The sequence below is a fragment of the Acinetobacter sp. ANC_7654 genome, assembly GCF_056779855.1.
On sequence record NZ_JBWYIR010000007.1, the window covers coordinates 41,804 to 67,394 of the forward strand.

Genomic DNA, 25,591 nt, shown 5'->3' on the forward strand with positions numbered 1-25,591 from the left:
ATACCTGTATTAGTCTTTGAGTAAACCTTCAAATTTAGAGCGAAGCTTTAAAAGTTTTGGTGGGATACTAAAATTGCAGTAGCCCTGAGTCGGGTTACGAGCAAAGAAATTTTGATGATATTCTTCAGCAGGGTAGAAGGTCGGTACTGAGCTTAGTTCTGTAACAATATCTAAACCTTCTGCTTTTAACTGTTGAATCGCTTTCTCTGCAATCTGGCGCTGTTCTTCATTAAAATAATAAATGACAGAGCGATATTGCGTACCTATATCATTACCTTGGCGATTGAGTGTGGTTGGATCATGTGTTGCAAAAAATACATCAAGCAATTGAGCAAAGCTAATTTGACTTTCATCAAAATCCACTAAAACCACTTCTGCGTGATGGGTGTCTCCTTTGCAAATGTCCTCATAGCTTGGATTGGCCGTATACCCACCCGCATAACCACTCACGACTTTAGTGACACCTTTGAGTTGAAGGAAAACTGCTTCAACACACCAGAAGCATCCGCCACCGAGCAAAGCTTGTTGCATGGGATTCACCTTATTGAGTTGCAATGACTGAAATAATGGGGTGTAGAATGAAAAAAGCAACCAGTGAAATGGTTGCTTAACTGTTAACGCGGTTGTATTGCAGACTCATACTGCAATACTGGATTACCATTCTCATCGAGTAGGCGAAGCGTTTTGTCATAGACTTGGAATGCCGCGACTTTTGCCAAGGCAGCATTATAGCGATTTGCAAGTTCTTGAGTATTCACACACATCATTTGTGTAGTTGCAACTTCACTCAAGCTAATTTTGTCAGCTTTAATGCTATATGCACCCATAAAACGGTTACAACCATCTGCACCACTCAAACGACTAGATGCTGCATCAAATTGAATACTTGGAACATTGTGTGCAGTAGGGTCGGTCTTAAATTCTGTTGCGCCAATATGTGTCAAAATCCAAGTTTTATTTTGCAATTGATTAAGTGCTTGTTGTTGCTTTTCAGCAGATGGTGTTGTGGTACATGCTGTAAAAAGTAATGCTGAGCCTATAACGGATACGGCTAAAAGTTGTTTTAACATATGAAATGCCCCTGTGTTATTTCTTTCTAATGTAAATTAAATTCAAGTCAATTTTATGTATATCAACTGATACGCTAAGGTGCAAGCTCTGGCTGACTCTGAGGGAGACCCAGACGAATCAATTTTGAATAATTTTCACTACTTTGATATTTAAATTGATTAAATTGGTCTGTTCTTGGGTTGACATGTGCCTTGTTGTACCATGTTTTGATATCCCAATGATGTTGTAATGCCCCTAAGTCATACAGATAATTAGGTAAATAACCTGAGGCTAATAATCGGTAGTCCACTGGCAGTTCATGTTTGGAAATCGCTTGAACCATATCAAAAACCAAAGTGGTGCAGTTACTCGTCAAGGTGTTATACCATTTTGGTTCTTGACTAAGTTGATCTGCTTGCTCTAAATATTCCTCAAATAAAGCTTTCATTTCAGCAGCTTCCATGTTGATTGGGAAAAAATAGACCTGCTCATTACGTACATTGCTACGTGTATAAATAATGTCTTTCTCGTCAGCAGCAACTAAACTGACTTCGTACTTTCTAAAAAAACCACCAATAGCAGAAAACTCTTCATCTTTTTCTTTGCGAATTTCAATCGAAAAGGTCAGTGGTTTAGAGTTTTTGAAATCAAAGCTGACTAAAGTGTGGGCGATTTGTGGTCCCATCCAATATGAAGTAATGATGTTAATGCCACTGATTTGATTCAAATCAATTTGACGTGTTTCCCAGCGTTCTTGATAGGTTCCGTCTTCATTCCATGCAAAATTACGCACATTGTGTAAAGTGACCCAATCACCTTGACGTTCATAATTGAGAATTCTTGCGACTTCAGGATTCCACTCACGGTCTTGTTTGGCAGGGATGCTAAAATACCAAACTAAACTGAACGCAAAAAAGACAATATATAAGACAACATCTTTACTACGGCTGAAAAAATGTTGTGTTGCATATATGCCTAAAACACTTAAGGCAAAAGCGACCCAAAAGCCAATGATAATACGACTGACTAACCAGCCAAATGGCTCTTGAACCCATAAGGCCATACATAACCAAATTGAAGAGAAGATGACAAATAAACTAAATAGGGAGTGAAAAGCTCCCTTTGCAAGCGCAAGAATAAACTCTCTTTTACCGATGTTATGCATTGTTATTGGCTATATGTAAGAAAGCTTTATTTTTGGTAGGTTGCGAACTCAAATGCAATATTTGTTTTGTCATCAATGTGTTGCTCTGATGCCACTTTTTTAAATTCAGGTGGAATCTCAGGATAATGAGCATCACCTTGAACGTCTAATTCAACATGCGTGAGTTCTAAGCGATCCGCAATAGAGATCGTTTGGCTAAAAATTTCTCCACCACCTATGATAAAAATAGATCCAGGCTTTTCTGAAGCTTTTACATCATGGACTGCCTGCTCAAGTGCACTCTCGATTGTATGCGCGATTTTTGTTCCTTCAAATTGCCATGACGTATATCGTGTAATGACCCAATTTACACGTTTAGGAAGCGTTCTACCCATAGACTCAAGTGTTTTACGTCCCATCACCACAACACCACCTTGGGTAATTTCTTTAAAATGTTTGAGATCAGCTGAAATATGCCATGGCAAATCATTTCCTTTGCCAATACAACGTTGCTGATCCATTGCAACGACGTGTACGACTTCTAAACCTTGAAATGCCATGATTATTCTTCCAGCGAATATGAGTTAAAGGGGGAAATGTAAAGTTGGATCACGATTAGTATCAACTGTGATCCCAAAAGACCTTAGTTAAAATCAAACTGCAACAGGTGCTTTAATTGCAGGGTGCGATTCGTAATTTACGATTTCAATATCTTCAAATTTGAAATCAAAAATATCTTTAATTTCAGGATTAAGTTTGAGTTGGCACAATGGAAGTGGTTCACGTGTTAATTGAAGTTGTGCTTGCTCGAAATGATTGGCGTAAAGATGAGTATCACCACCTGTCCACACAAAATCACCGACTTCTAGATCACAGATTTGCGCAATCATATGGGTGAGAAGTGCATAACTTGCAATATTAAATGGAACGCCAAGAAAAACATCAGCACTACGTTGATAAAGCTGACATGATAATTTTCCATCCTGAACAAAAAACTGGAAAAGCGTGTGACAAGGAGGGAGTGCCACTTGTCCAGCTTCTTTTGGGTTCCAACCTGATACGATTAAACGACGGGAGTTTGGATTGGTTTTAATTTCATTAATTAACCATTTGATTTGATCGAAACCATCTTGCTCGTATAAACCATCGTCTTTTTTAGTTGCACCAAAGTTACGCCATTGGTGTCCATATACTGGACCTAGCTCTCCTTCAGGACGTCCAAAACGAGCAGTCTGCTCAGCTGTCGACCATTCATCCCAAATTGTAACTTTATGATCTTGCAGATATTTAACATTGGTATCACCTTTAAGGAACCAAAGTAATTCAATCACGATTGAACGGAAGTGAACTTTCTTTGTGGTCAGTAGAGGAAAACCTTTAGAAAGATCAAAGCGCATTTGATGACCAAATACAGAACGAGTACCTGTACCAGTACGGTCGCCTTTATCGCCACCGTTGTCGAGGATGTGTTGTAGAAGGTCAAGATATTGGCGCATAGGTCTCTCTAATCAATTCGTTAATCAAAGCCTCTGATCACTTTCTTCAAGAAGAAGGAAGAAGTTGAAGGTTGGGGCAACTTGAAAATTGGAGTCATCATATCATCTTTTTTGTATTTTTTAGAATGTCTATACCGGTGTGACAAAAGTGAAAGAGGCATTAAAAAAGCACCTGTTTAAGGTGCTTTTTTAATGTAAAAACTATGCAGTTTGACGCCCTGTATGTACGGTGTCTATCAGCTCTGATAAGTCATAGCCAATGGATTGAGCATATGCTAGATACGCTTGTTTGATAGATTCATTTAACACAGGTTCACGGTGCAGAATCCAAAGATATTTTTGATTAGGTTCACCGACTAAAGCAGTTTGATAATTTTCATCGATCTTAAGTACCCAATAGTCACCCTTAGTGAATGGAATCCAACGAAATCCTTCAGGCAAAAAGCTGACTTCTAATTTGCCCTGTTCAGCATCTACAACTGTGGCTTCGCCAATAGACTCATCCAGTTCTTTGTTGCCATCAAGACAACGATTTTGAACACGTACAGTTCCATCGCTGTTTAAGGTATAGACTGCCGAAATATCCGTACTGTCTTCAGGTTGGTGCTTCATTGGTAAGCGTGCAATCTCATACCAAGTACCTAAATAGCGTTCAAGTTGGAAGTTAGATACGGTCGTTAAATTTTGACTCATTATGATGTACTCCATTTAATCTAAATTAGATACATCCTTTGAGTATAGGCACAGTTTTGGAGTAGAAATAATACTGTTCTGTAGCAAAGCGTTAAGTGAGTGTGATTAATTTATATTTATTTTCATTTGCTTAGTAGTTTTGAAATTCAGCGGGGTGTACGAGATGCATATAAACTCACTACGAATAATCCCACTGCGCTATAACCCATGAGTTGTACAAAAAGTGCAAAAAACTCTCTGCTATTTTGAAAGTTCAGCGCTGAAAGCATGAAGATAAAAAATACAATCAATACGAAAGGACTAAAAGCATAAAATACTTTCAGCTGATGCTTTAGACGCTTAGATTGGATCAAAACATGATGAATAATGTGTAGACTTAAGCCTAAACATAAGCTCATTAGTGTCGATAGAAAATCAAGTTTTTTAATTTCAGCTGTCAACAGAATCATTACACACGTTGATATACAAATGATCAATTTAAGCGTGCGTGTGCATCGTTCCGAATACCAGAAATTTAACATAACATAATGACGTCTTAATGCTGATGTTGATGAAGTAGAGACAGTGGAGAAAATAAGCAAATAGATAAAGCCATAAATCCTAATCCTTGAGCACCAGGTAAAAGAATTTCTCCATCCTTTGCATGCATGAAAATCAAGGCAAGTAGCAAAGCGATAGGAATCCAAGTAAATAATCGGTACATCAGCCCAGTTGGATGGTGTGAAGCGAAATGAATTTTACAGTAACGGCAAATAAGAAAAACAATACCTGTGCCCACAAACATTAAGATGGCATCGAAGTTAAGCGGTTGCATCCAATATAACGTAGCGGTAGCACTCGCAATCAAAATAAAAAATAAAGCTTTGTATTGTATTGAAACTTTAGGATCAAACCAAAACTCGAGCATAGTAATCTGAATCACAGTAAATAATTCAAAACTCTAGCACAAAAAAAGGTGAACAAGATGTTCACCTTTGAGGACATAATTTACTTATTTGCCATTATTTTGTAGAGGACCCCAGTCATATACTTTCTTTTGGTAGGCATACCAAAGCATCCATAGCCCGATGAGAATCATTGGAACTGTAAGGAATTGTCCTTTGCTCATCCATCCGATAAATAATTGACCATTATCTGGCTCACGGAAGAATTCAACTGTGAAGCGAGCGATACCATATCCAATTAAGAATAGAGCAGAAACAGCCATGCGTGGACGAGGTTTAGAACTAAACCACCACAGAACAATAAAAAGAATCAAACCCTCACAGAGTGCTTGGTAAAGTTGGGATGGATGTCGTACGAGTTGTAAAGGATCTGTAGGGAAAATCATACCCAATGCGAAATTTGGATCTGTGACTTGTCGGCCATAAAGTTCGCCGCCAATAAAGTTGCCAATACGACCAAACATCAGACCTGTTGGAACACATGGGGCAATAAAATCCAGTGTTTGGAACCAAGTCATTTTGTATTTTTTACACCACAATAACATGGCCAACATGACACCTAAGAAGCCGCCATGGAAGCTCATGCCACCTGTCCAAACTTGGAATAACCATATCGGATTTGCAAGGAATTGATCAAAACCATAAAAGAACACATAGCCTACTCGACCACCAATCACGACACCTAATGCACCGTAAAAGATGAGATCAGAGACCATGTCTGGTGTCCATCCTCGTTGCTTAGCACGGAATGTTGCCAAGCCCCACGCAAATAAAAATGCGAGTAGATACATGAGTCCATACCAGTGAACTTGTAATGGACCCACAGATATTGCCACTGGGTCAATAGAAGGATAGGTCAGCATTGCTTTTCCTTTATATTATGTTTTGTGTCGATTCTAACGGAAAGACTGAAAAAATGTTGTACATTCAATGTGTAAAGTTCTAAGGATGCAACGATGTGTATTGTAGCAATCGCATGGCAAGTGTTGAATGAAACACCATTATGCTTAATTTCAAATCGGGATGAGTTTTATCACCGACCTGCTTCACAAATTCATAAGTGGGAAAATAGCCCAATTATTGCAGGTCAAGATTTACAATCTGGTGGGACATGGATGGGGATTACTGCTGCAGGGCGTTGGGCACTTGTGACAAATTACCGTGATGCAAATGATAAGAAGGAATATCCAACTTCAAGAGGACATATCATTCAGCAATATCTGGAGTCTGAATTAGCACCGATCCGATTTGCCCAAGAATTAGAAAAAAAGCAATGTGATTACGCTGGATTTAACCTTTTTATCGGAACTTCTGATCAAGCGGTTTATATGAGTAATCGTGGTGAATCTCCACAAGTTCTTGCTAAAGGTGTATATGTGGTTTCCAATGGTGTATTAAGTGATCCATGGGAAAAAACCAAACATTTGCGTAAACGCTTTACACAAGAGTTCTTGCCCTTATTGCAATTAAATCCCAATGATCAAAAAGCGTATGATTTAGAGTATGTCGTTTGGGATATCTTACAAGATGAAAGAAAAATTGATTTAGACTTATTACCTCAAACGGGCATATCAGTAGAAATGGAGCAGCTGTTATCTTCTACTTTTATACAAAGCCCGATATATGGAACACGATGCTCAAACTACCTGTTGTTGAAAAGAAATCAATGGACTTGGTTTGAAAAAACACAGCAAGGTAAGCATCAGAATCAAATAGTCAAACTTGATCTGCATCTTTCAAAAAAAATGCCGACATCGTAGTCGGCATTTTCTATTTCAATGTTTGAATTAAGCAGCAGGAGTGTTTTCTTTCTTTTCTAGACTTTCCCCAACAATCTCGCCACCATCTTTACGTGTAATCACGACCGTCGCAGAGCGAGGACGTGTACCTTTACCACCGCTGATAGTGTTGCTGTGATTTGCAGGCCAAGTACCACCTGGATGCTGAACATTCACAAAAATAGCTTTATAGTCTGGTGTCATCGTTACACCTGTAATTTCACAGCCTGAAGGGCCTGTTAAAAAACGACGTAACTTTGAATCATCAAGCTGTGCGCCAGCAGGAGTAAGTTGAGTGGCATTATTTGAACCAGCATTTGCAGAAGTCACTTTACCATCACTTACTTGACCTGGAAGTGCAGCAAGCATCATGCAATTCGTTTCATCTGTATAAGCGCCATCATCAGTTTGTACCCATAAGACACCACGTGGATCAAACCATAGGCCATCTGGACTTGAGAAATCATTTGCTGATGTGAGTCCAGATAGGTTTACACCCGGAAGTGAATCTTCTTCTGCGCCAAATAAGAAGATATCCCATACAAATGTTTTTGCTGTAACAGTATCACCAGTTTCACGGAAACGAATAATATGTCCGTTGATATTCCCGCGAGGACTACCACCTTTATCATTATCAGCATAATTACGAGGGTTGGCAGCATCAATCGTATGCTCACTTCCACGTAATGAGTTATTTGTTAAGGTGACATAAACCTCACCATTCTCTGGGTTTACTGCAACCCATTCTGGACGATCCATTTTGGTTGCACCAACTGCATCACCTGCTAAACGGGCATTTACCAATACATCAGCTTGATCTGTAAATTTGTATTTTGAATAACTAGCAATTAATGGATTGGAGATATTGAGTTCAATCCACTCACCAGACGTCTTTTGAGTTGCTTCATTAAAGTTAAATTTAGCAACATAGAATTTACCGTTATTCATATATTTATCACCAGCAGCATAACCGCCGTTGATATCTTTAGGGTCCCAAACCGCATCTGAAACAAATTTATAGATATATTCGCCTTGAGAGTCATCCCCCATATAGAAGGCTAGTGGTTGCCCAGGAATGGCACGACTGACACGACAATCTTCATGTGCAAAACGTCCAAGAGCTGTACGTTTTACTGGGCGTTGACGACCATCAAACGGGTCAATTTCAACAATCCAACCAAATGTATTTGGTGAGTTTCTAAAATCTTGAGTTGCAGAAGATGCAGAGACTTTAGTTAACCAGCGCTCATAGACATCTTGAGGGAACAGTTGTGCTTGAACTGTGTGCCACTTATAAGAACTATTTGAAGCAATTTTATAGCGTTTTAATGACTCCAAATCCTTTTCAGAACGATCTTTATCAACGCGAGTAAAGTATTGGTTAAAGTTTTCTTCAGTGGTTAAGTATGTGCCCCAAGGCGTATAACCGTTACCACAGTTATTGATCGTACCTAATGTAAATGTGCCTTCTGGACTGATCTTGGTTTGTACCAATTCATGCCCTTTTACAGGACCAGCGAAATCGATCGGTGTTGCAGCTGTAATTCGACGGTTGAATACAGAGCGTTTGTTTAGAGTGACTTGTTGAGTTGTAGGATTTTTTTGTACTTCAATCACTGAAACGCCGTGACAGTTAATTTCACGTAATGCTTCATCTTCAGAACGAATATCCGCTGAAATGGTATTATTCGCTGGATGTAAAATCGCTTTGTTATCTACATATTCGTGGTTGAGTACCAGTAAACCTACATTTGACTCATTTTGATCATAACGACTATTTTTCATGCCGAAATATGTCATACCGTCATGACATTCGCCTGAGCGCATGGTAAATGAAGCACCACTCGGAATATTATCTGCATCCCATTCAGGCATACCTTCAAAAAGCGGGTCTCCTAGTGCATAAATAACACGTGCTTCATATCCTTCAGGCACTGTGAATTCATTTTTAATATTTTTATCAACCGCTTTAAATGTTAGTTCAGTTGGCGTTTTTGATTTGTCGAATTCAGGTAGTGAAGGATTTGAGTTGTTATTGTCATTGTCGTCACTGTTACAGCCTGCGACTGAAGCCGCTACTGTCAATGCTACTGCACCACCAGCAGTCTTCTTGATGAGATCTCTACGCGTAATTTGCTTTTCAAGTAAATGGTGAAATTCTGGATTCCCCGAATCATTGCTATCGTAATCATCGTTAAAAGGTATTAAATCAGTCATGTTCGTTCCTAGCATCTTGCTTGGTAGTTTTTAGCGTCACCAACAACTTAATGCGCAATCATGACAATCAAATGATAGATTTATGTCAGTTGAATTAAGCTTTTATTTAAAGAGTATGAAAAAGGCGAGTCTTAAGACTCGCCTATGTTTAAAAGGGTCAAAATATCAAAGTACTGACTTTGCTCTTCTATTTTCGAGTAATTTTCCAAAGAAAAGCCCCAATTCAAATAACATCCACATTGGTATCGCCAACATAATCATCGATAGTGCATCAGGTGGCGTCACAAACATAGAAACGAAGAAACAACCTACAATAATAAAACGTCTTTTTTCAACCAATTGTTCTGTGGTAACGACCCCAATCATAATGAGTAATAAAGTCACAATTGGAATTTCAAAAGTTAAACCAAAAACCAAGAATAATTTTAAACAGAAACTCAGATAGCTATTAATGTCAGTCATGGGTGCAACCGTTTCAGGTGCAACGCTAATGAAAAAATGTAAAATCGAAGGGAGGGCTATAAAGTAAGCAAAAGCAACACCTGCATAAAATAATGTAATACTTCCGATGAGTAATGGTAGAGCTAAAGCTTTCTCATTTTTATAAAGCGCCGGTCTGACAAAAGCCCATATTTGATAAATGATAAATGGCATGGCGATCATTAGAGCAACGAAGAAGTTTAACTTAAATGGTGCCATAAATGTCGCGGTGACATCAGTTGCAATCATTGATGAATTTATTGGGAGTTGAGCTCTAAGAGGCTCAGACATCATTTGATAGCTTTGATTTGCAAATGGTAATAAACAAAAGAATAAAACGAGAATGACCCCAACTATTCTAAATAAATATTTTCTTAAAATAATAAGATGCTTGGTTATTGGCATTTCTTCAAGCTGAGGATTTTCCTCATTTGAAGAGATGATATTTGGGAGAGTATTGTGACTCATACTGCCTCCGCTAAGACTACATACGGTTTATTGTGTTGCGCCGAATTTTGAATATGAATAAAACTTTGCTTAGGTGTAGCGTGTCCTCTAAAAGGAACTGCTGTACTTTGCTGAACGTTTAAATACACATAAACAGGGCTTGTTTCAGAGCGAACCTGTTGATGGATAGGTGGATTTAAATATTCATCGCTTAATACTGTGTGTTTTTCAATTTCCTGCATTTGCGCTTTCATTTTTTCTTCTAATTCTTGAATGCGCTTCATTTCAGTCTGCATTTGTTCTTTAAGTTCAGACATTCTTAGTTCACGATCAATATCATTTTGTACATTGCTGACCATACGTTTAATTTTGCCATACCATTTACCAGCAAATCGCGCACCCTCAGGAAGCTTTTCAGGTCCAAGAACAAGCAATGCAATGATGCCAAACATTAATAGTTCAGCCATACCAATATTCAGCATTACTGTTACCTACCTTTAATGTTTCGCTGTTGAATTCAAATCATGAGATGTTTGATGTTCAATCGTGCGTGGTTCTTTTAATTGAGCAGATGTGCTCTGGTCTTCGTCATCCTTAATTGATTTTTTAAAATCTTTAACCGCACCACCAACATCTTTACCCAAATTTTTTAGCTTAGACGTACCGAACAAAAGTAAAACGACAATTGCGAAAATAAGTACGTGCCAAATTGATAATCCAGCCATGATATATTCCTTATTGAAAATGATCTTGAATGATTTCAACAGTTCTTTATGACAGCAAGTTGACGGAATTATTTCAGTTTGAAGTCATGGATTTTTTATGTGTGCAAGAGACTTACTCTGAAGTGAAATAGATGTTGTGCTAAGATGAGAAAAAATCTATTTCATATTTAATATGGTTCTTCTACTCCCACTAGTCTCCTTTCTTATCGGCTATTTTGGCGTAGAATATTTACAAAAAATTCGTCCCTTTATGGCGATGTTGTTGGCGAAAGTGCTGATTCCTCTCATCATTATTTACAATATGGTGTTTTACCAAGAGGGCAGTATATGGTTGATGTTATTTAGTTTTATCGCTTCATTTTTGCTGTATTTATTTGTTTATTACCGTACAAAAGACAAATTAGTCTCCTTATGTTCCAGTTACCTCAACATGGCTTGGCTTGGCTTTCCATTTGCATTCGCTATTTTTGGTGCGCAAGCATCTAGTCCTATGGTTGCACTTTATGTCGGGGGCTCTATTTTTGGTAATATTTGTGCAGTGACCGTATTAAGTGCTGAAAAGCAGTCTGCGATGGAGATTTTGAGAAAATTGACTTTCTCTCCACCGATTTTAGCTTTATTAGTTGCTGGTTTTCTTTCGTTATGGAATGTTAGTCATTTTCAGCAGAATGCAATGATTCAATCATTGTATATATTGGATAAGTGGTTAATGACCTTTACAGGGATGTGTATCCTTGGGATGTGGTTATCTCAAGTAAAAATTCACTTGTCCGATTTAATTGAAAGTTTAAAACTTGCTTTGATTAAATTTCTATTTGGTTTAGTGTGCTGTGCGGTAGCCTATTTTCTTCTACCGATTCCTCACGAACTGGTTGTAATTGCACTGATGTCTATGTTTTTTTTATTACCACCCGCAGCGAATATTGTTGCTTTAGAAACACATTATTCAGGAACAGGTGTTTCAGCCCAATATATCGCAGCGGGTACCATCGTAAGTTGCATGACAATTGGTTTATTTGCCATGGTTTATCATGGACTGATCGTTTAGTTCGTTTCGAGGCTTGCTTTGAATAACTGCATGGCTTGACCACGATGACTGATCTTATTTTTTTCTTCTTTGGTCATTTCAGCGCTACTAATATTGAGTTCAGGTAGCCAAAACAGTGGGTCGTAGCCAAAACCATTTTTGCCACGTGCTACTTCCAAAATTTCACCTTTCCAGATTCCTTGGAAAATCTGAGGTAAAGGATCTTCGGCGTGTTGAACTAAGGCGAGTACACACACAAACATCCCTTCAATCACGTCACCATTGTTACGTAATGGTGCTAAATCTGCCAGTAATTTAGCATTATTGGCAGCATCATCGCCATGCTCACCAGCATAACGTGCAGAGTAAATACCAGGAGCACCACCAAGTGCAGGGACGCAAATACCTGAGTCATCTGCTATAGCTGGTTTACCCGAAATCTTAGAAGCATGTCGTGCTTTGATAATGGCATTTTCTACAAAACTTAATCCATCTTCCACCGCATCCTCAATGTTCAGTTGTCCTTGGGGAACAACGTTAACAGGGAGTTTTAATTCTTCAAATAACTTTTCGAACTCAGCTATTTTCCCTTTATTGTTGCTCGCTAAAACCAAAGTACCTTGATCTAACCAATCTTTAGACGCCATGTTGAATCACTTTCTGTTTCAAATTTGAAGCTATTCTAACGGATATTTGCGATGATACAGATGAACTCATCTCTAAAATAACCAATCATTAAAAATGAGAAATTTAAATACCATTCATATTCGTCAAGTAGAGATCGCGGATGCTGAAAATATTGCGTCCTGTATTGCTTTCGCTTTGAATCACTTTGATGAGATGCCAAAAAGTAAGTCCCTATTTTCAAAAGAAGCTCTTGTATCGCACATCAATCATCAAGAGATAAAATACTTTGTTGCAGAATTAGAGCAGTCGCTTGTGGGGGTGATTGCTTACAAATAACCCGCCCATATTTTTCATTTTTTTGTTCATCCAAATCTGCAATTTCAAGGCGTTGGAACTCATTTATTTAATTATGTGTTAGATCAATTAACTCAAACGGAGATCCAACAGATAACAGTCAATGCGCATATAGGGGCTGTTCATTTTTATAAAAAATTAGGTTTTACTTCGCAGAGTGAAGTGGAAATATTCGAAGATATGAAATTCATAAGAATGAAGAAGATGGTCGAATAAAAAAAGCACCGATAGGTGCTTTCTTCAAACTTATAAGCGTAATTAACGGCTTTGAATCCATTGATCAGCACGGTCACGTGCAGTACGAATTTGTTCTGGTGTCAGGTTGGCAGCCAAAGCCGTCTTTTTCGTCTCAGACATATTGATCACTTTATTATCTAACATGCCATCACGTGTAGAAAGCTCATACCATTGGTAAGCACCCATATAGTTTTTCTTTTGCTCTTCCATAACGGCTAAATTGAAGCTTGCACGATTGTCACCATGACTTGCTGCTTTTTCGAAGTATTGGCGAGCTAAGGTTTCATTTTTAGCAACACCAATACCGTCAGCATACATACGACCCACATTCAGCTGAGCAGATGAAATACCTTGATCGGCTGCTGCCTTATACCAAACGAAAGCTTGCTTTAGGTCTTTAGCAACATCTTTACCATGTTGATAATGTGTTGCCAGATAAAACTGGGCAGCCGGTTGACCTGCTCGAGCAGCTTTTTGGAGCTCAGATACAGGCATACGTGAATACTGTGCAGCTAGTGCAGAAGTTGATGGTTGTTGAGGTACATAATCTGCATGAACTTGGAAACTCAACAACCCTAGAAATAATGAAGTACCTAAGAATAACTTTTTCATAGAGCGCTCACTCGATAAATCGCGACCTCGCCAAACAAGTTCGGGATATGCTTGCTGAGCAAACTCCCTTGTTGATTCCCATTCACGGCTAAACGGTCAATAATTTTAATTTGATTCTCAGCACAAAGTGCTTCGAAATCCTTAAACGTGCACAGATGGATATTTGGAGTGTTATACCACATATAGGGTAAGGCATCCGAAACAGGCATTTTCCCTTTTAAAGCAAGGAAAGAGCGTGTTTTCCAGTGTGCAAAGTTAGGAAAAGTAATAATTGCTTGTTTCCCAACACGCACCATATCGCGCAAAAGCACATCAGGTGCATCTACAGCTTGCAAAGCTTGTGCCATGACAACATAGTCAAATGACTGGTCTGCAAAGCGTCCCAAACCGAGGTTCAAGTCTTGTTGGATGATATTTAACCCTCGACTGACTGCAATTGCAATCTTTTCTTGATCGATTTCTAATCCGTATGCACGAATGTTGTGCTTTTTGCTCATATGAGCCAGTAACTCACCATCGCCACAACCAAGATCTAAAATGCTTGAATCAGGTTTAATCCATTTTTCTGCAAGCTTCTGATCAATACGCATTACACGGTCTCCTTAGGGGTTGAAGCAAGATGGTCTACACCACCTAAGAAAGCCCTTAAAGTTTTGACATATAAAGGGATAGGAAACAAGAACGAGTCATGACCTTGTTCTGCATCAATATCAACATAGCTCACAGGCTTATGATTGGTAATCAATGCATCCACAATCTCAACAGATCGGGAAGGAGAGAATCTCCAATCCGTAGTAAATGAAATCACAAGGAATTTACATTTTGTATTCGACATTGCTTTAACTAAAGATTGTTCATACTCACGAGAAGGATCGAAGTAATCCAAAGCTTTAGTCATGATCAAGTAGGTGTTCGCATCAAAGTTACGACTAAATTGTTCACCTTGATAGCGAAGATAACTTTCAACTTGGAATTCAACATCGAAACCATACATGAATTTGCCAGATTTTAAATCACGACCAAATTTTTGTTTCATGGCTTCTTCAGAAAGGTAGGTAATGTGACCTACCATCCGCGCTAGAATAAGACCACGTTTAGGATAGCTGTCTTTTTCTAAATAGCGACCATGATGAAAATCAGGATCAGACAAAATGGATTGGCGCGCGACCTCATTAAACGCGATATTTTGCGCTGAAAGTTTAGGTGCACTGGCAATAATGACACAATTATTTAATCGGTCAGGATAATCTACAGACCACTGAAGTGCCTGCATGCCTCCCAAAGAGCCACCAATAATAGAGTGCCAAACAGTGATACCAAGACGATCAGACAGCATTGCTTGAGTTTTAACCCAATCGCGCACGGTCACTAATGGAAAATCTGGACCATAAGGACGATTTTCATTTTCAGGATTTGGGGAGGTTGGTCCTGTTGATCCGTTACAACCACCAATATTGTTTAATGCCACCACAAAAAATGTATTGGTATCAATTGCTTTGCCTGGCCCAATACAAGCATCCCACCAACCTGCTTTTTTATCATCTTCATGGTGATAACCAGCAGCATGATGATGACCAGAAAGCGCATGGCAGATCAAAATTGCATTAGATTTATCTGCATTGAGTGTGCCATAAGTTTCGACCATCAATTCGAAACGTGGTAAAACGCGGCCACATTCTAATGCGAGTGGTTCTTCAAATTGGAACTTTTGTGGAACAACAATGCCCACTGAGTCAGCTGGAAAAGACACAGGATAAATTCGCCTAAAATCTTAAGTATGAATAAATAAAAGGATACCACTTGAGGGTATCCTTCTAAAGTCATTTTCGTGCTAAATATTATTGCTAATATTTATACTGCCGCAGCGATCACTTGATCTGTGCTCAAAACACCTTGATCAATTAAACGATTTGTACATGCAATAATTCCTTCAATAGATGAAGTCACGATGTTGTCATGTACACCAGCACCGAATGCTGATTTACCTGTACCTTTGACTTGAAGTTCAATTAGTGCCAACGCTTTAGCATTTGCACCAGAACCAATGCTACGTTCTTCATAGTTCACAACATCGATTGGCAACTGTAAAGCATCTAAAATTGCAGAGATTGGTCCGTTGCCTTCACCACGTAGATGTTGAACTTGACCACCGACTTCAATATCTAATTCAATGACTTGATTGCCATTTTCATCAGATAATCGATAGTTTTTCGCGACATAATGTTTATCTTTCTGATTTACATATGTACTTTGGAATAAACTCCAAATTTGCTCAGCAGAAACTTCTACGCCTTCTTCGTCAGCTACCTGTTGCACGACTTGCGAGAACTCAATTTGTAAGCGACGTGGTAATACGACGTTGTAGTTCGACTCTAACAAGTATGCGATACCACCTTTACCTGATTGTGAATTGACACGAATGACTGCGTCATAATCACGTCCCAAATCTTTAGGATCAATTGGTAAGTAAGGCATGTCCCAAATTTCTTCGTTTTTCTGGAACTCAAAGCCTTTTTTAATCGCATCTTGGTGTGAGCCAGAAAATGCAGTAAATACTAAATCACCCGCATATGGATGACGTGGATGAACGGGTATACCTGTACATTCTTCAATAGTAGAAATGATTTCATTAATATTTGAAAAATCTAGATTTGGAGCGACACCTTGGGTATACATATTTAATGCAATCGCTGCAACGTCAACGTTACCTGTACGTTCACCATTACCAAATACACAACCTTCCACACGATCAGCACCAGCCATGATCGCTAACTCGGATGCTGCAATACCGCATCCACGGTCATTGTGACAGTGTACAGAAATAATGACACCATCGCGGCGTTGTAAGTTGCGATGCATCCATTCAACTTGGTCAGCGTAAACATGAGGCCCAGAAACTTCAACAGTCGCGGGTAGATTCAAGATAACTTTATTATCTGGGCGAGCATCCCAAATTTCAGTGACTGCATCACAGACATCTTTTGCAACTTCTAATTCAGTTGCGGTAAAGCATTCAGGAGAGTATTGGAACACCCATTCAGTTTCAGGATATTGTGCTGCATATTCTTTCACTTTTTGAGCCGCATTCACCGCTAAGGCTTTCGCACCCGCTACATCAACATTCAATACTTTTTGACGGAATGTTGGTGAGTTTGAATTATAGATATGCACAATTGCACGTTTGGCACCTTGTAATGATTCAAATGTACGTTGAATCAAGTGATCACGAGCTTGAACTAATACTTCGATATAGACATCATCTGGAATATGATTTTCTTCGATTAATTTACGGGTAAAGTCAAAATCAATCTGTGAGGCAGATGGAAAGCCAATTTCAATATGTTTGAAACCAATTTTCACCAACATTTGGAACATCTTGAACTTTTGTTCAATGTTCATTGGTTCGAAAATAGCTTGGTTACCGTCACGGAGGTCGGTGCTCATCCAGATAGGCGCTTTATTAATTTCGTTATTTGGCCATTGACGGTCAGGTAAGTCTACACGTTGGTACATGCGACGGTATTTTTTGCTTGGATCAGCCAACATCATGAGATAACTCCTTTCATAGCACAACATGCTTGGGTCTTGTGTAAAGGCACTGCGCTATTTATATCGATTGTGTCTATTCTATCAATTTACAAGTGGATTACTGCATCATTTTGCTGAATTCCCTAAAAATCTTTTGAATATATAGAGCTTAGCTATACCGTCACAGTGCTTGTAAATTCTTTCTTTTAGTATAGTGCGATCTTCAAGAGAATTATTCCCTGATTTAGATCAAAGTATGATGAATGTGAAATTTTTTTTCACAATATATTTTTTTTTAATAATATTTTTCATTATAAAAATTAACTGTGAAAAATAAATTATAGTTCTGCCCATTTTCGAATTAAATTGTGATAGAGGCTCGTGAGTTTGATGACTTGCTCATGTTGATCCCCTAATTCCATACGAAGTTGCTGAATAGATTGATCTAAAGTAAATAACATATGTCGATTTGAATCATCTCGAATCATACTTTGTACCCAAAAAAATGATGCCAAGCGACAACCCGATTGGATAGAAGTGACCTCATGTAAGCTAGTAGATGGATAAAGTATCAAATCTCCTGCAGGGAGTTTGACTTCGTGATATCCATAAGTATCTTCAATGACTAATTCACCGCCGTCATATTCGTGCGGATCACTCAAGAATAAGGTACAAGATAAATCTGTTCTCAAGCGTTCTTGTGAGCATTGAACTCTGCGAATCGAATTGTCGACATGAAAACCGAATGATTGATGCTGCTCATAGCGATTAAACAGAGGAGGGATGATATCTAGTGGAATTGCTGCTGATAAGAATAAAGGATGTTGACCTAGGGATTCTAAAATAATATCACCTAGATGTTTTGTCAGGGGATGATCATTGGAAAGTTGCTGATTATGTTTCACTGTTGCAGAGAGTGTTCCAGCTGTTACCTTTCCATTGACCCAATCTACTTTAGACATTTCTTTACGAAAATATCGAACTTGTTCAGGGCTTAGAATATTTGGAATATGATGAATCACTACGATCACTCACTGCTTTAGGTGATGAAAAGCATAGCTTGTATAGAGCTATGCTGAAATGAAATTAAAACTTGAAATTTAAAGACAATACAGCATTTCGACCTTCAGCTTCAGTTGCATAATGCGAAGCATAAGCTTTCGTGAAATAACGTGTATCTGAGAGATTATTGACGTTCAATTGAAGATCAATATCTGAATTTACTTGATAGCGAGCCATGGCGTCATAACGAACATAGCCTGGTACAAATTTGGTATTTGCAGCATCTCCATACACTCGATCCATAGCTAAAACACCAGCACCTAATTGTAATTTAGGGAGAACTTGGTAAGTTGTCCACAAAGTGGCAGAGTGTTTTGCGACATTTTGGACTTGGTTACCATTAGTTGGGCTAGCCGAATAACTTCCATCGCTATTTTTGACATAACCTGCATCAACAATTTCACTATCTAAATATGTGTATCCTGCAGATAAAGCCCATTTATTTGTGATATTGCCGTTTAAGGCTAATTCAACACCATCAACACGAGTCTCACCAATATTTCTTGTAAATCCATCATTATCTAAAGCGCGAGTATTTTCTTTTTCTGTACGGAAAATAGCAGCTGTAAGATTAATTCTGTTATTCAAAAGGTCCCATTTGGTTCCGATTTCATAGGTTTTGACTTCTTCAGGTTTGAGGTTGTTAATTGCTCTTGCTTGTGCATCAGTTGTATTGCGTCCTGGTACACTTAACCCTTCTGAACCATTACCAGCATCGATTCCAACGGGATTAGCTGAAGTCGCATAGCTTGCATAAATTGATCCATTTTCTCTTGGTTTAAAAGTTAATCCAGCTTGATAATTGAAGAAATCGTGTTTTGAATTATATTTTGTTCCTGCTTGAATTGCTGAAGTGCCTGAACCAGTATCTTGATTGTATTTCATTTCAGTTTCGAATTCATCCCAGCGAATACCAAGGTCAAGGAGCCACTGAGGATTAAGCTCAATATTATTTAGGGCATATACTGATTGTGTTTCAGATTTAATCTTCATGACATTTGGATTAGCTTGAACTTTACCTAGCCAAGCATCATTCGAATTGGGGTTATAAAGATCAGTACACCAACCATTTGAAATATTTAATGAGCATGCATTATTAGCACCACTACCGCCTATTAACGAGGTATTAGGGTCGGTTACAATGTTTGTGCCGCGTTCAGAATCTTGTTTACTGTATTCAGCACCCAAATTGAAATTATGTTTTATGATGCCTGTTTGGAGTTTACCTGTTAATGCGAGTTGATCTGTAAAACTGTCAGTGGTTGTTAGGTTGGTATTTAGACGACGCCAAACTTTTCCATTTGCGACGTTGCCCTGACTGTCATCTGGTTGAGTCCATAAGTAATTATTTTTTGATTTGCTATAGACAGCAGTATTCATCAAGCTTAGATTTTCGCTAAAATCGTGCTCTAGCTTAAGGGTCCCACTTTGATTTTCTTGCTTTTGAAAATCACGATTTAACCAACCGTAGTATGTACCCTGTTTAACATCAACGGGTGAGCCGACGGTCGCTTTTCTGTTAGTGTCGTATTTATATGGAATACCTGAATCTGGCTTATCATCAGACTTTAGGTAGTAGTAGGCTAGTGTCGCTCGAGTGGGCGTGTCTAACCCAAAGCTAATACTTGGTGCAATACCAGCACGTTCATATTCAGCGCCATTATGTTGTCCCGCTTTTTCATTCTGGTGACCCATTGCCACGACACGAGTCGCAATACCATTCCCAAAATCTTTATTTGCATCTAATGTGATACGTGCATAAGCATCAGTACCGCCAGCAACAGAGCCTTGGAAAGCATCTCCAGATTTGGCTAATTTGGAAATTAGGTTAATACTACCACCCGTAGAACCTCCACCACCTAAAGTAGAGGCGGAGCCTTTGGTGACTTCAACCTGTTCAACGGCAAACATTTCTCGGTTTTGAGAAGTAGAGTTCCTCACACCGTCAACGTACATTGAACTTTCAGAGTTATAACCACGGATAAATGGACGGTCACCATTTGGGTTGCCACCTTCGCCCGCACCAAGTGTAATTCCTGGAACAGTTCTTAAAGCATCAGACAGCGTAGTCACTTGAGTATCTTGTATCTGTTTTTGAGAAATAACAGAGATTGATTTGGGAGTATCGAGTAGGGGAGCAACGTATTTAGCGTTTGAGGATTTGTCGACTTTAAATGACTGCTCTGATTGAGCCTCTGATTTAATTGTTTCTAAATGCGCTGTATCTTCTTGTGCGAAAGTTTGACCTGAAATAACAGCCAATGACGTTGCTATTGCAGATGAAACGATTTTTTTACGTGTCGTGATAAAGGCCATGTTCAACCTGATATGAATTTGTTTTCAGGTTGAGAATAATAATGATTCTTTTTTAGCTTTAACGGGTCTTAAAATTGATATTTGCGATTTAAGTTAAGCTAAATAACGGAAGCTTAAATGTAATAATGTAATATTTTATGTATAAGTAAATGAATTTAAATAATATTGGAAAAATTAAAGTTTCTACATTTTTGTATGGCTATTTTTGATAGGGAATTAAATTTTAATAAAATAAAAAACCCTGCTAGCGCAGGGTTTTACTAGAGAGAATCTACCTAGAATTAGAAATCATATGAAATAGATAACCAGTAGTTACGACCAGCTAAGTATGTGCCTTCAGAGCTACGTCCAATTGAAAGATATTTATAAGCTTGTTGAAGATCGCCGTTAATATCTACATATTCCATATTTTGAGTAAAGTCTTTATCCAATAGATTGTTTACTGCAGCATTAATACGAATTTTATCGTTCAGTTGATAACTTGCACCAAGATTAAATAAATTATAACCAGAAAATTCGTTATTGGTTTGTTCCAAAATACTAATTGAGCCAGCGTCTGTAGGTTCACTAGTAAATCGAGGACGACCAGATTGATATTCATGTTGTAACCATAGGTCTAAAGAGTCATTAATGTGCCAAGTAGATGTTAGGCTAGCTAAATGTTTCGCAGTAGACTCTAAAGCATATCCTTTGTCTTGACCTTTAGTTATTTCTGAATCGGTATAGGTGTAAGCCGCTTTTAAGCTCCATTCTGGAATAATTTGATAATTTAGGGATGTCTCTAAACCATAAATTTCTGCTTCATCCGTGTTGAAACTCTTGCTATAAGAAGTTGCTTTATCACTAAGATTAGAGCAATCATTGGTGTTACAACTGAACGTTCTAGAAACGATCTTGTCTTCAACAACGTTGAAGAATACAGTTGCTGTAAGGTTAAAATTATCAGAAGGTTGATAATTAAATCCAAGCTCATAGTTGATTGATGTTTCAGGATCTAAATCTGGATTTCCAAGACTCGGTGTAGCACCTTGACCACTATAACCATTGATTCCGTCGTAAAGATCCTTAGCGGATGGTGTTTTATAACCTGTACTTACGCCACCTTTGATCGTTAGTGCATCATTGGTGTTCCAAACTAAATAAGCCCGCGGACTAAATTGTCCACCAAATCCGCTATGATCTTCGAAGCGACCACCGAATGTGAAAAATAAGTTGTCTTTGAGTTGCCATTCATCTTCAGCGTAGAGAGACCAAGTATCCTGTGTAAATTCTTTTCCTATACCTGCAATATCATCTGCAATGGTTGTATCTTTGTATTCAGTACCAACTGTCAATTTATGACTTTTGATTGGTGCAACAATATGAGAGTCAATCACAAGATCTTTATTTTCGAGTTTTCGAGCTTGACCTGCTAACTCTGGGAATGCATCTGTTGGAATGGTGCGACCTTGGGTCTCTGTTGTGTTATGGCTTAGATAAGTTTTCCACAAACCAAAATCATAGTTACCATCATGACCAAGTGCAAATTGAGTTCGATTGAACTCAAGCTCATCGTTATAGCCTGCGATACCACCACGAGAAATAAAGTTTCCTAAACGTTGATCTGTGTTGTCATAGCGTTGGCTAGAATAAAAACCATCGATCCATAAAGCATTTTGTTCATCTAATTTAAAGTCTAATTTTGCACCATAATCATAATTATCTGCTTTACTTGGGCGTGGATCACGGCTAGTCGAACCCTCAACAATACGTTCAGAACGTTGACGATCCAAATAGCTACCTCTTAATTGTAAACCTAAGCGGTCATTAATAAGTGGACCATTAATCACAAAACTAGATTTCCAAGAGTCTGCTTCAGCATTACTTTCCATAATGTTGCCACTCGTTGTGACATTTGCTGACCACTGATCTGCAACTTTTTTAGTAATGATATTGATCACACCACCCATTGCTTCTGAACCATAGCGAGTAGCCATTGGTCCACGTATAACTTCAATTCGCTCAATAGCGGCTAGAGGCGGTAAAAAACTATTAGAGGTTTCACCAAAGCCATTAGGTGTTACATCTGATGAGGTTGTTTGACGGCGTCCATCAATAAGAACTAAGCTATAGTCATTACCAAGACCACGCATCTTAACGTTAAGGCCAGATGTTTTCCCAACTCCAGAACGAATATCAATACCAGGGACATCTGATAAAAGATCAGCGATGCTTGTCGCATTTTTCTTTTCAATATCTTCTTTAGTTACAACACTAATAGATGCAGGTGCATTTTTAATATCCTGCTCAAAACCCGCAGCAGAAACGACAATTGTCGAAAGTTGATGAGCACTACTTTCATTTGTGGTATTTGCAAATGTTACACCGCTAGACAAAGCGAATAATGCAACTGTAAGAGGTTGAAGCTTAAACTTACTCATATTATGTTCTTCCGCTGGTATGAGTGATGCTTGAGGGCATGATCAAATTTGATGCAAATATTAATGATAAACTTTATCATTTGCAATAAAAAACAAACAATAATTAAGAAATATGAATTGAATATGGTCAAACCTTGTGAGCAAAAAAAATATTCTCAGGTTCATAAAAAAGATGGTTTGAAAAAGGTATTTTGTATATCTTTGATTGTTGTCATATAATGTGGCACTTTAAAAATTGCAATTACTATTTCTATATCGAGGAAGCCATGCAAGTAACTTCTGAAGCGGTTTCGGGCGTAGCCCGTCGTTTAAATGTATCTGTACCGACGAGCCGTGTTAATGAGCAATTCGAAGCTCGTTTAAAACGTACTGCTAAAACAGTTAAGATCAACGGCTTCCGTCCAGGTAAAGTGCCTTTAAATGTTGTTCGTCGTGAATACGGCGCGAGCATTTACCAAGAAGTGGTAAATGATGTTATTCGTGACACAGTATTCGAAGCAATTCAACAAGAGAAAATCAATGCTGTAGGCATGCCTAACATTGAAAAAGTTGAAAACAAAGAAGATGCTTTAGTTTATGAAGCTACTGTTGAAGTTTATCCAGAAGTTTCAGTTAAGTTTGACGGTTTAGAAGTTGAACGTAAATCTACTGAAGTAAATGATAAAGATGTAGATCAAATGATCGAAAATCTTCAAAAGCAACGCGCGACTTGGACTGAAACAAAAGGCATGGCTAAAAAAGACATGCAAGTTACTTTTGATTTCGAAGGTTCTATTGACGGCGAAAAATTTGAAGGTGGTTCTGCTGAAGACTTCAAACTTGTATTAGGTTCTGGTCGTATGATCCCTGGCTTCGAAGACGGTATCGTTGGTATGAAGAAAGGCGAAGAGAAAGTAATTGATGTAACTTTCCCTGAAGATTACCAAGCAGAAAACCTTGCAGGTAAATCAGCTCAATTCAAAATCACAGTTAAGCTTGTTGAAAAACAAAAGCTTCCTGAGGTAGATGCTGAATTCCTAAAAATCTTTGGTTTAACTGAAGAAGAAGGTGTTGAGAAGTTAAAAGCTGACGTTCGCAAAAATATGGAACGTGAAGTGAAAAACGGTCTTCGCAATCAAGTGAAAGGTGCAACTTTTGATGCGCTTGTAGCTGCAAATGAAATTGAAGTACCTGCATCTATGTTGTCTCAAGAAATTGACCGTCAACGTCAACAAATGATCCAACAGTTTACTCAACAGTTTGGTGCTCAAGGCGCTAAAGCATTTGATTCAAGCATGCTTCCAGATGAATTATTCAAAGAGCAAGCTGAAAAATCAGTAAAATTAGGTGTTTTGGTGAGCAGTATTCTTGCTGAAGCAAAAATCGAAGTTGATCAAGCACGTGTAGAAGCTTATATCGAAGATATGGCGACTTCTTATGAAGATCCTACAGAAGTTATTGAATACTTCAAAAATGATAAGCAACAACGTGCACAAATCGAAGCTGTTGTTTTAGAAGACCAAGTTGTAGATCACATCTTAGCGTCTGCTAAAGTAACTGATAAAGCTGTTAGCTATGAAGAATTGTTGAAAGAACAACAAGCTCGTCAACAAGGCTAATCGGTTATCCGAAGGAAGAGGCGCTTAACGCGCCTTTTTTCTTGTAAAAAATATGGATCAACTTGTCCTGTATTCACAAAGCCTAATCAAAAAATATCTGATATTTAATGGTGAATATTTTGCATTTTCGACAATTATCCCTCATATTGTGAAAATGTATTGAGTGACAAAAAATTCAGGAATAAATAACGTATGTATGTTCCAACAATTGATAATGCTTTGGTTCCAGTTGTCGTAGAGCAATCATCTCGTGGTGAGCGTTCTTTTGATATTTTCTCGCGTCTTTTACGCGAACGTGTAATTTTCTTAACGGGTGAAGTTGAAGACAATATGGCGAACTTAATCGTTGCGCAAATGTTGTTCTTAGAAGCTGAGAACCCAGAAAAAGATATTCATTTGTACATTAACTCACCTGGTGGTTCAGTGACTGCGGGTATGGCAATTTACGATACGATGCAATTCATCAAACCAGACGTCGTGACGTATTGCATGGGTCAAGCGGCATCAATGGGCGCTTTTTTATTGAATGCTGGTGCTAAGGGTAAACGTTACTGCTTAGAAAACGCTCGTGTTATGATTCATCAACCATTGGGTGGTTTCCGTGGTCAAGCCTCAGATATTGAAATTCATGCACGTGAAATTCTATTTATTAAAGAGCGTTTGAACCGTCTAATGGCTGAACACAGTGGCCAAGATTATGAAACTGTTGCACGTGATACAGACCGTGATAACTTTATGACCGCTCAAGCTGCAAAAGAATATGGTTTGGTCGATGAAGTTTTAACGAAACGTCCGCAACTTTAAGCTGTAAAGCATAGAAATTTATTTGGAGTGAA

The 25,591-nt window shown here is 38.4% G+C and carries 26 protein-coding genes and 1 pseudogene; 6 read left to right on the top strand and 21 right to left on the bottom strand.

Annotation, left to right across the window (positions count from 1 at the left end; all coding sequences use genetic code 11):
- Positions 1–9: 9 nt before the first annotated feature.
- From msrA to lgt, 9 genes are all read right to left on the bottom strand, one after another.
- Positions 10–531 (bottom strand): peptide-methionine (S)-S-oxide reductase MsrA, encoded by a 522-nt coding sequence (gene msrA / locus AC1M86_RS09020; protein ID WP_035266744.1) that lies wholly within the window; start codon positions 529–531, stop codon positions 10–12.
- An 83-nt stretch (positions 532–614) separates the two neighbouring features.
- Positions 615–1,070, bottom strand: coding sequence for an META domain-containing protein (locus AC1M86_RS09025; RefSeq protein WP_035266743.1), 456 nt, complete (start codon positions 1,068–1,070; stop codon positions 615–617).
- 74 nt (positions 1,071–1,144) lie between these two features.
- Positions 1,145–2,215, bottom strand: a complete 1,071-nt coding sequence (locus tag AC1M86_RS09030) for an Lnb N-terminal periplasmic domain-containing protein (protein ID WP_092766749.1) — start codon at positions 2,213–2,215, stop codon at positions 1,145–1,147.
- A gap of 26 nt (positions 2,216–2,241) precedes the next feature.
- Positions 2,242–2,754 (bottom strand): dihydrofolate reductase, encoded by a 513-nt coding sequence (locus AC1M86_RS09035; RefSeq protein WP_481607792.1) that lies wholly within the window; start codon positions 2,752–2,754, stop codon positions 2,242–2,244.
- A 93-nt stretch (positions 2,755–2,847) separates the two neighbouring features.
- Positions 2,848–3,690, bottom strand: a complete 843-nt coding sequence (gene thyA / locus AC1M86_RS09040) for a thymidylate synthase (protein ID WP_481607793.1) — start codon at positions 3,688–3,690, stop codon at positions 2,848–2,850.
- 201 nt (positions 3,691–3,891) lie between these two features.
- Entirely contained in the window at positions 3,892–4,383 is a 492-nt protein-coding gene (locus AC1M86_RS09045; protein ID WP_481607794.1) for a lipocalin family protein, read from the bottom strand.
- A gap of 146 nt (positions 4,384–4,529) precedes the next feature.
- Positions 4,530–4,832, bottom strand: coding sequence for a hypothetical protein (locus AC1M86_RS09050; RefSeq protein ID WP_481607795.1), 303 nt, complete (start codon positions 4,830–4,832; stop codon positions 4,530–4,532).
- An 86-nt stretch (positions 4,833–4,918) separates the two neighbouring features.
- On the bottom strand, positions 4,919–5,290 hold the full coding sequence (locus AC1M86_RS09055) for a hypothetical protein (RefSeq protein ID WP_035266735.1): 372 nt from the start codon (positions 5,288–5,290) through the stop codon (positions 4,919–4,921).
- Positions 5,291–5,374: 84 nt separating this feature from the next.
- Positions 5,375–6,190 carry a prolipoprotein diacylglyceryl transferase gene (gene lgt / locus AC1M86_RS09060; RefSeq protein ID WP_035266733.1) on the bottom strand — a complete coding sequence of 272 codons (816 nt, stop codon included), beginning with the start codon at positions 6,188–6,190 and terminating at the stop codon, positions 5,375–5,377.
- Positions 6,191–6,283: 93 nt separating this feature from the next.
- On the opposite strand from lgt, the gene AC1M86_RS09065 reads away from it, so the two are divergent.
- Positions 6,284–7,087: an NRDE family protein gene (locus AC1M86_RS09065; RefSeq protein ID WP_481607796.1), complete on the top strand. Its 804-nt coding sequence runs from the start codon at positions 6,284–6,286 to the stop codon at positions 7,085–7,087.
- A 27-nt stretch (positions 7,088–7,114) separates the two neighbouring features.
- Here AC1M86_RS09065 and AC1M86_RS09070 read toward each other — a convergent pair whose 3' ends face one another.
- From AC1M86_RS09070 to tatA, 4 genes and pseudogenes are all read right to left on the bottom strand, one after another.
- On the bottom strand, positions 7,115–9,322 hold the full coding sequence (locus tag AC1M86_RS09070; protein WP_481607797.1) for a PhoX family protein: 2,208 nt from the start codon (positions 9,320–9,322) through the stop codon (positions 7,115–7,117).
- A 165-nt stretch (positions 9,323–9,487) separates the two neighbouring features.
- Positions 9,488–10,270, bottom strand: coding sequence for a twin-arginine translocase subunit TatC (gene tatC / locus AC1M86_RS09075; RefSeq protein WP_481587587.1), 783 nt, complete (start codon positions 10,268–10,270; stop codon positions 9,488–9,490).
- Positions 10,271–10,481: 211 nt separating this feature from the next.
- Positions 10,482–10,731: pseudogene (tatB, locus tag AC1M86_RS09080) on the bottom strand (Sec-independent protein translocase protein TatB); the annotation flags it as partial.
- 15 nt (positions 10,732–10,746) lie between these two features.
- Entirely contained in the window at positions 10,747–10,974 is a 228-nt protein-coding gene (gene tatA, locus AC1M86_RS09085; protein WP_035266725.1) for a Sec-independent protein translocase subunit TatA, read from the bottom strand.
- A gap of 172 nt (positions 10,975–11,146) precedes the next feature.
- Here tatA and AC1M86_RS09090 point away from each other — a divergent pair, with 172 nt between their 5' ends.
- A complete protein-coding gene (locus AC1M86_RS09090; RefSeq protein WP_092766755.1) occupies positions 11,147–12,022 on the top strand; it encodes an AEC family transporter in 876 nt (291 codons plus the stop codon).
- On the opposite strand, the gene rdgB is transcribed toward AC1M86_RS09090, so the two are convergent.
- Positions 12,019–12,648, bottom strand: a complete 630-nt coding sequence (gene rdgB / locus AC1M86_RS09095; RefSeq protein ID WP_481587585.1) for an RdgB/HAM1 family non-canonical purine NTP pyrophosphatase — start codon at positions 12,646–12,648, stop codon at positions 12,019–12,021. The genes AC1M86_RS09090 and rdgB overlap by 4 nt on opposite strands.
- A gap of 94 nt (positions 12,649–12,742) precedes the next feature.
- On the opposite strand from rdgB, the gene AC1M86_RS09100 reads away from it, so the two are divergent.
- Together AC1M86_RS09100 and AC1M86_RS09105 are read left to right on the top strand one after the other, a co-directional pair.
- Positions 12,743–12,964: a GNAT family N-acetyltransferase gene (locus tag AC1M86_RS09100; protein WP_481607798.1), complete on the top strand. Its 222-nt coding sequence runs from the start codon at positions 12,743–12,745 to the stop codon at positions 12,962–12,964.
- A gap of 9 nt (positions 12,965–12,973) precedes the next feature.
- Entirely contained in the window at positions 12,974–13,198 is a 225-nt protein-coding gene (locus AC1M86_RS09105) for a GNAT family N-acetyltransferase (RefSeq protein ID WP_481607844.1), read from the top strand.
- A gap of 42 nt (positions 13,199–13,240) precedes the next feature.
- Here AC1M86_RS09105 and AC1M86_RS09110 read toward each other — a convergent pair whose 3' ends face one another.
- The 7 genes from AC1M86_RS09110 to AC1M86_RS09140 all read right to left on the bottom strand — a co-directional run bounded on the left by AC1M86_RS09110 (position 13,241) and on the right by AC1M86_RS09140 (position 23,157).
- Positions 13,241–13,831, bottom strand: a complete 591-nt coding sequence (locus tag AC1M86_RS09110; RefSeq protein WP_092766758.1) for a tetratricopeptide repeat protein — start codon at positions 13,829–13,831, stop codon at positions 13,241–13,243.
- Positions 13,828–14,421 carry a methionine biosynthesis protein MetW gene (gene metW, locus AC1M86_RS09115; protein WP_092766759.1) on the bottom strand — a complete coding sequence of 198 codons (594 nt, stop codon included), beginning with the start codon at positions 14,419–14,421 and terminating at the stop codon, positions 13,828–13,830. The genes AC1M86_RS09110 and metW overlap by 4 nt, the downstream gene beginning before the upstream one ends.
- Entirely contained in the window at positions 14,421–15,581 is a 1,161-nt protein-coding gene (gene metX / locus AC1M86_RS09120) for a homoserine O-succinyltransferase MetX (protein ID WP_035265259.1), read from the bottom strand. Before metX ends, metW begins: the two co-directional genes overlap by 1 nt.
- Before the next feature lie 101 nt (positions 15,582–15,682).
- The gene (leuA, locus tag AC1M86_RS09125; RefSeq protein ID WP_035265262.1) at positions 15,683–17,380 is read right to left on the bottom strand and encodes a 2-isopropylmalate synthase; all 1,698 of its coding nucleotides are present in this window, start codon (positions 17,378–17,380) and stop codon (positions 15,683–15,685) included.
- Positions 17,381–17,697: 317 nt separating this feature from the next.
- Positions 17,698–18,381, bottom strand: a complete 684-nt coding sequence (locus AC1M86_RS09130; protein ID WP_481607845.1) for a Fe2+-dependent dioxygenase — start codon at positions 18,379–18,381, stop codon at positions 17,698–17,700.
- Positions 18,382–18,445: 64 nt separating this feature from the next.
- Positions 18,446–20,737 carry a TonB-dependent receptor gene (locus AC1M86_RS09135; protein WP_481607799.1) on the bottom strand — a complete coding sequence of 764 codons (2,292 nt, stop codon included), beginning with the start codon at positions 20,735–20,737 and terminating at the stop codon, positions 18,446–18,448.
- Between the two features lie 281 nt (positions 20,738–21,018).
- The gene (locus AC1M86_RS09140; protein ID WP_481607800.1) at positions 21,019–23,157 is read right to left on the bottom strand and encodes a TonB-dependent receptor domain-containing protein; all 2,139 of its coding nucleotides are present in this window, start codon (positions 23,155–23,157) and stop codon (positions 21,019–21,021) included.
- A 266-nt stretch (positions 23,158–23,423) separates the two neighbouring features.
- Between AC1M86_RS09140 and tig the strand changes: the two genes are divergently transcribed.
- Entirely contained in the window at positions 23,424–24,755 is a 1,332-nt protein-coding gene (tig, locus tag AC1M86_RS09145; protein WP_481587580.1) for a trigger factor, read from the top strand.
- Positions 24,756–24,947: 192 nt separating this feature from the next.
- On the top strand, positions 24,948–25,559 hold the full coding sequence (gene clpP / locus AC1M86_RS09150) for an ATP-dependent Clp endopeptidase proteolytic subunit ClpP (protein ID WP_035265270.1): 612 nt from the start codon (positions 24,948–24,950) through the stop codon (positions 25,557–25,559).
- Positions 25,560–25,591 lie beyond the last annotated feature (32 nt).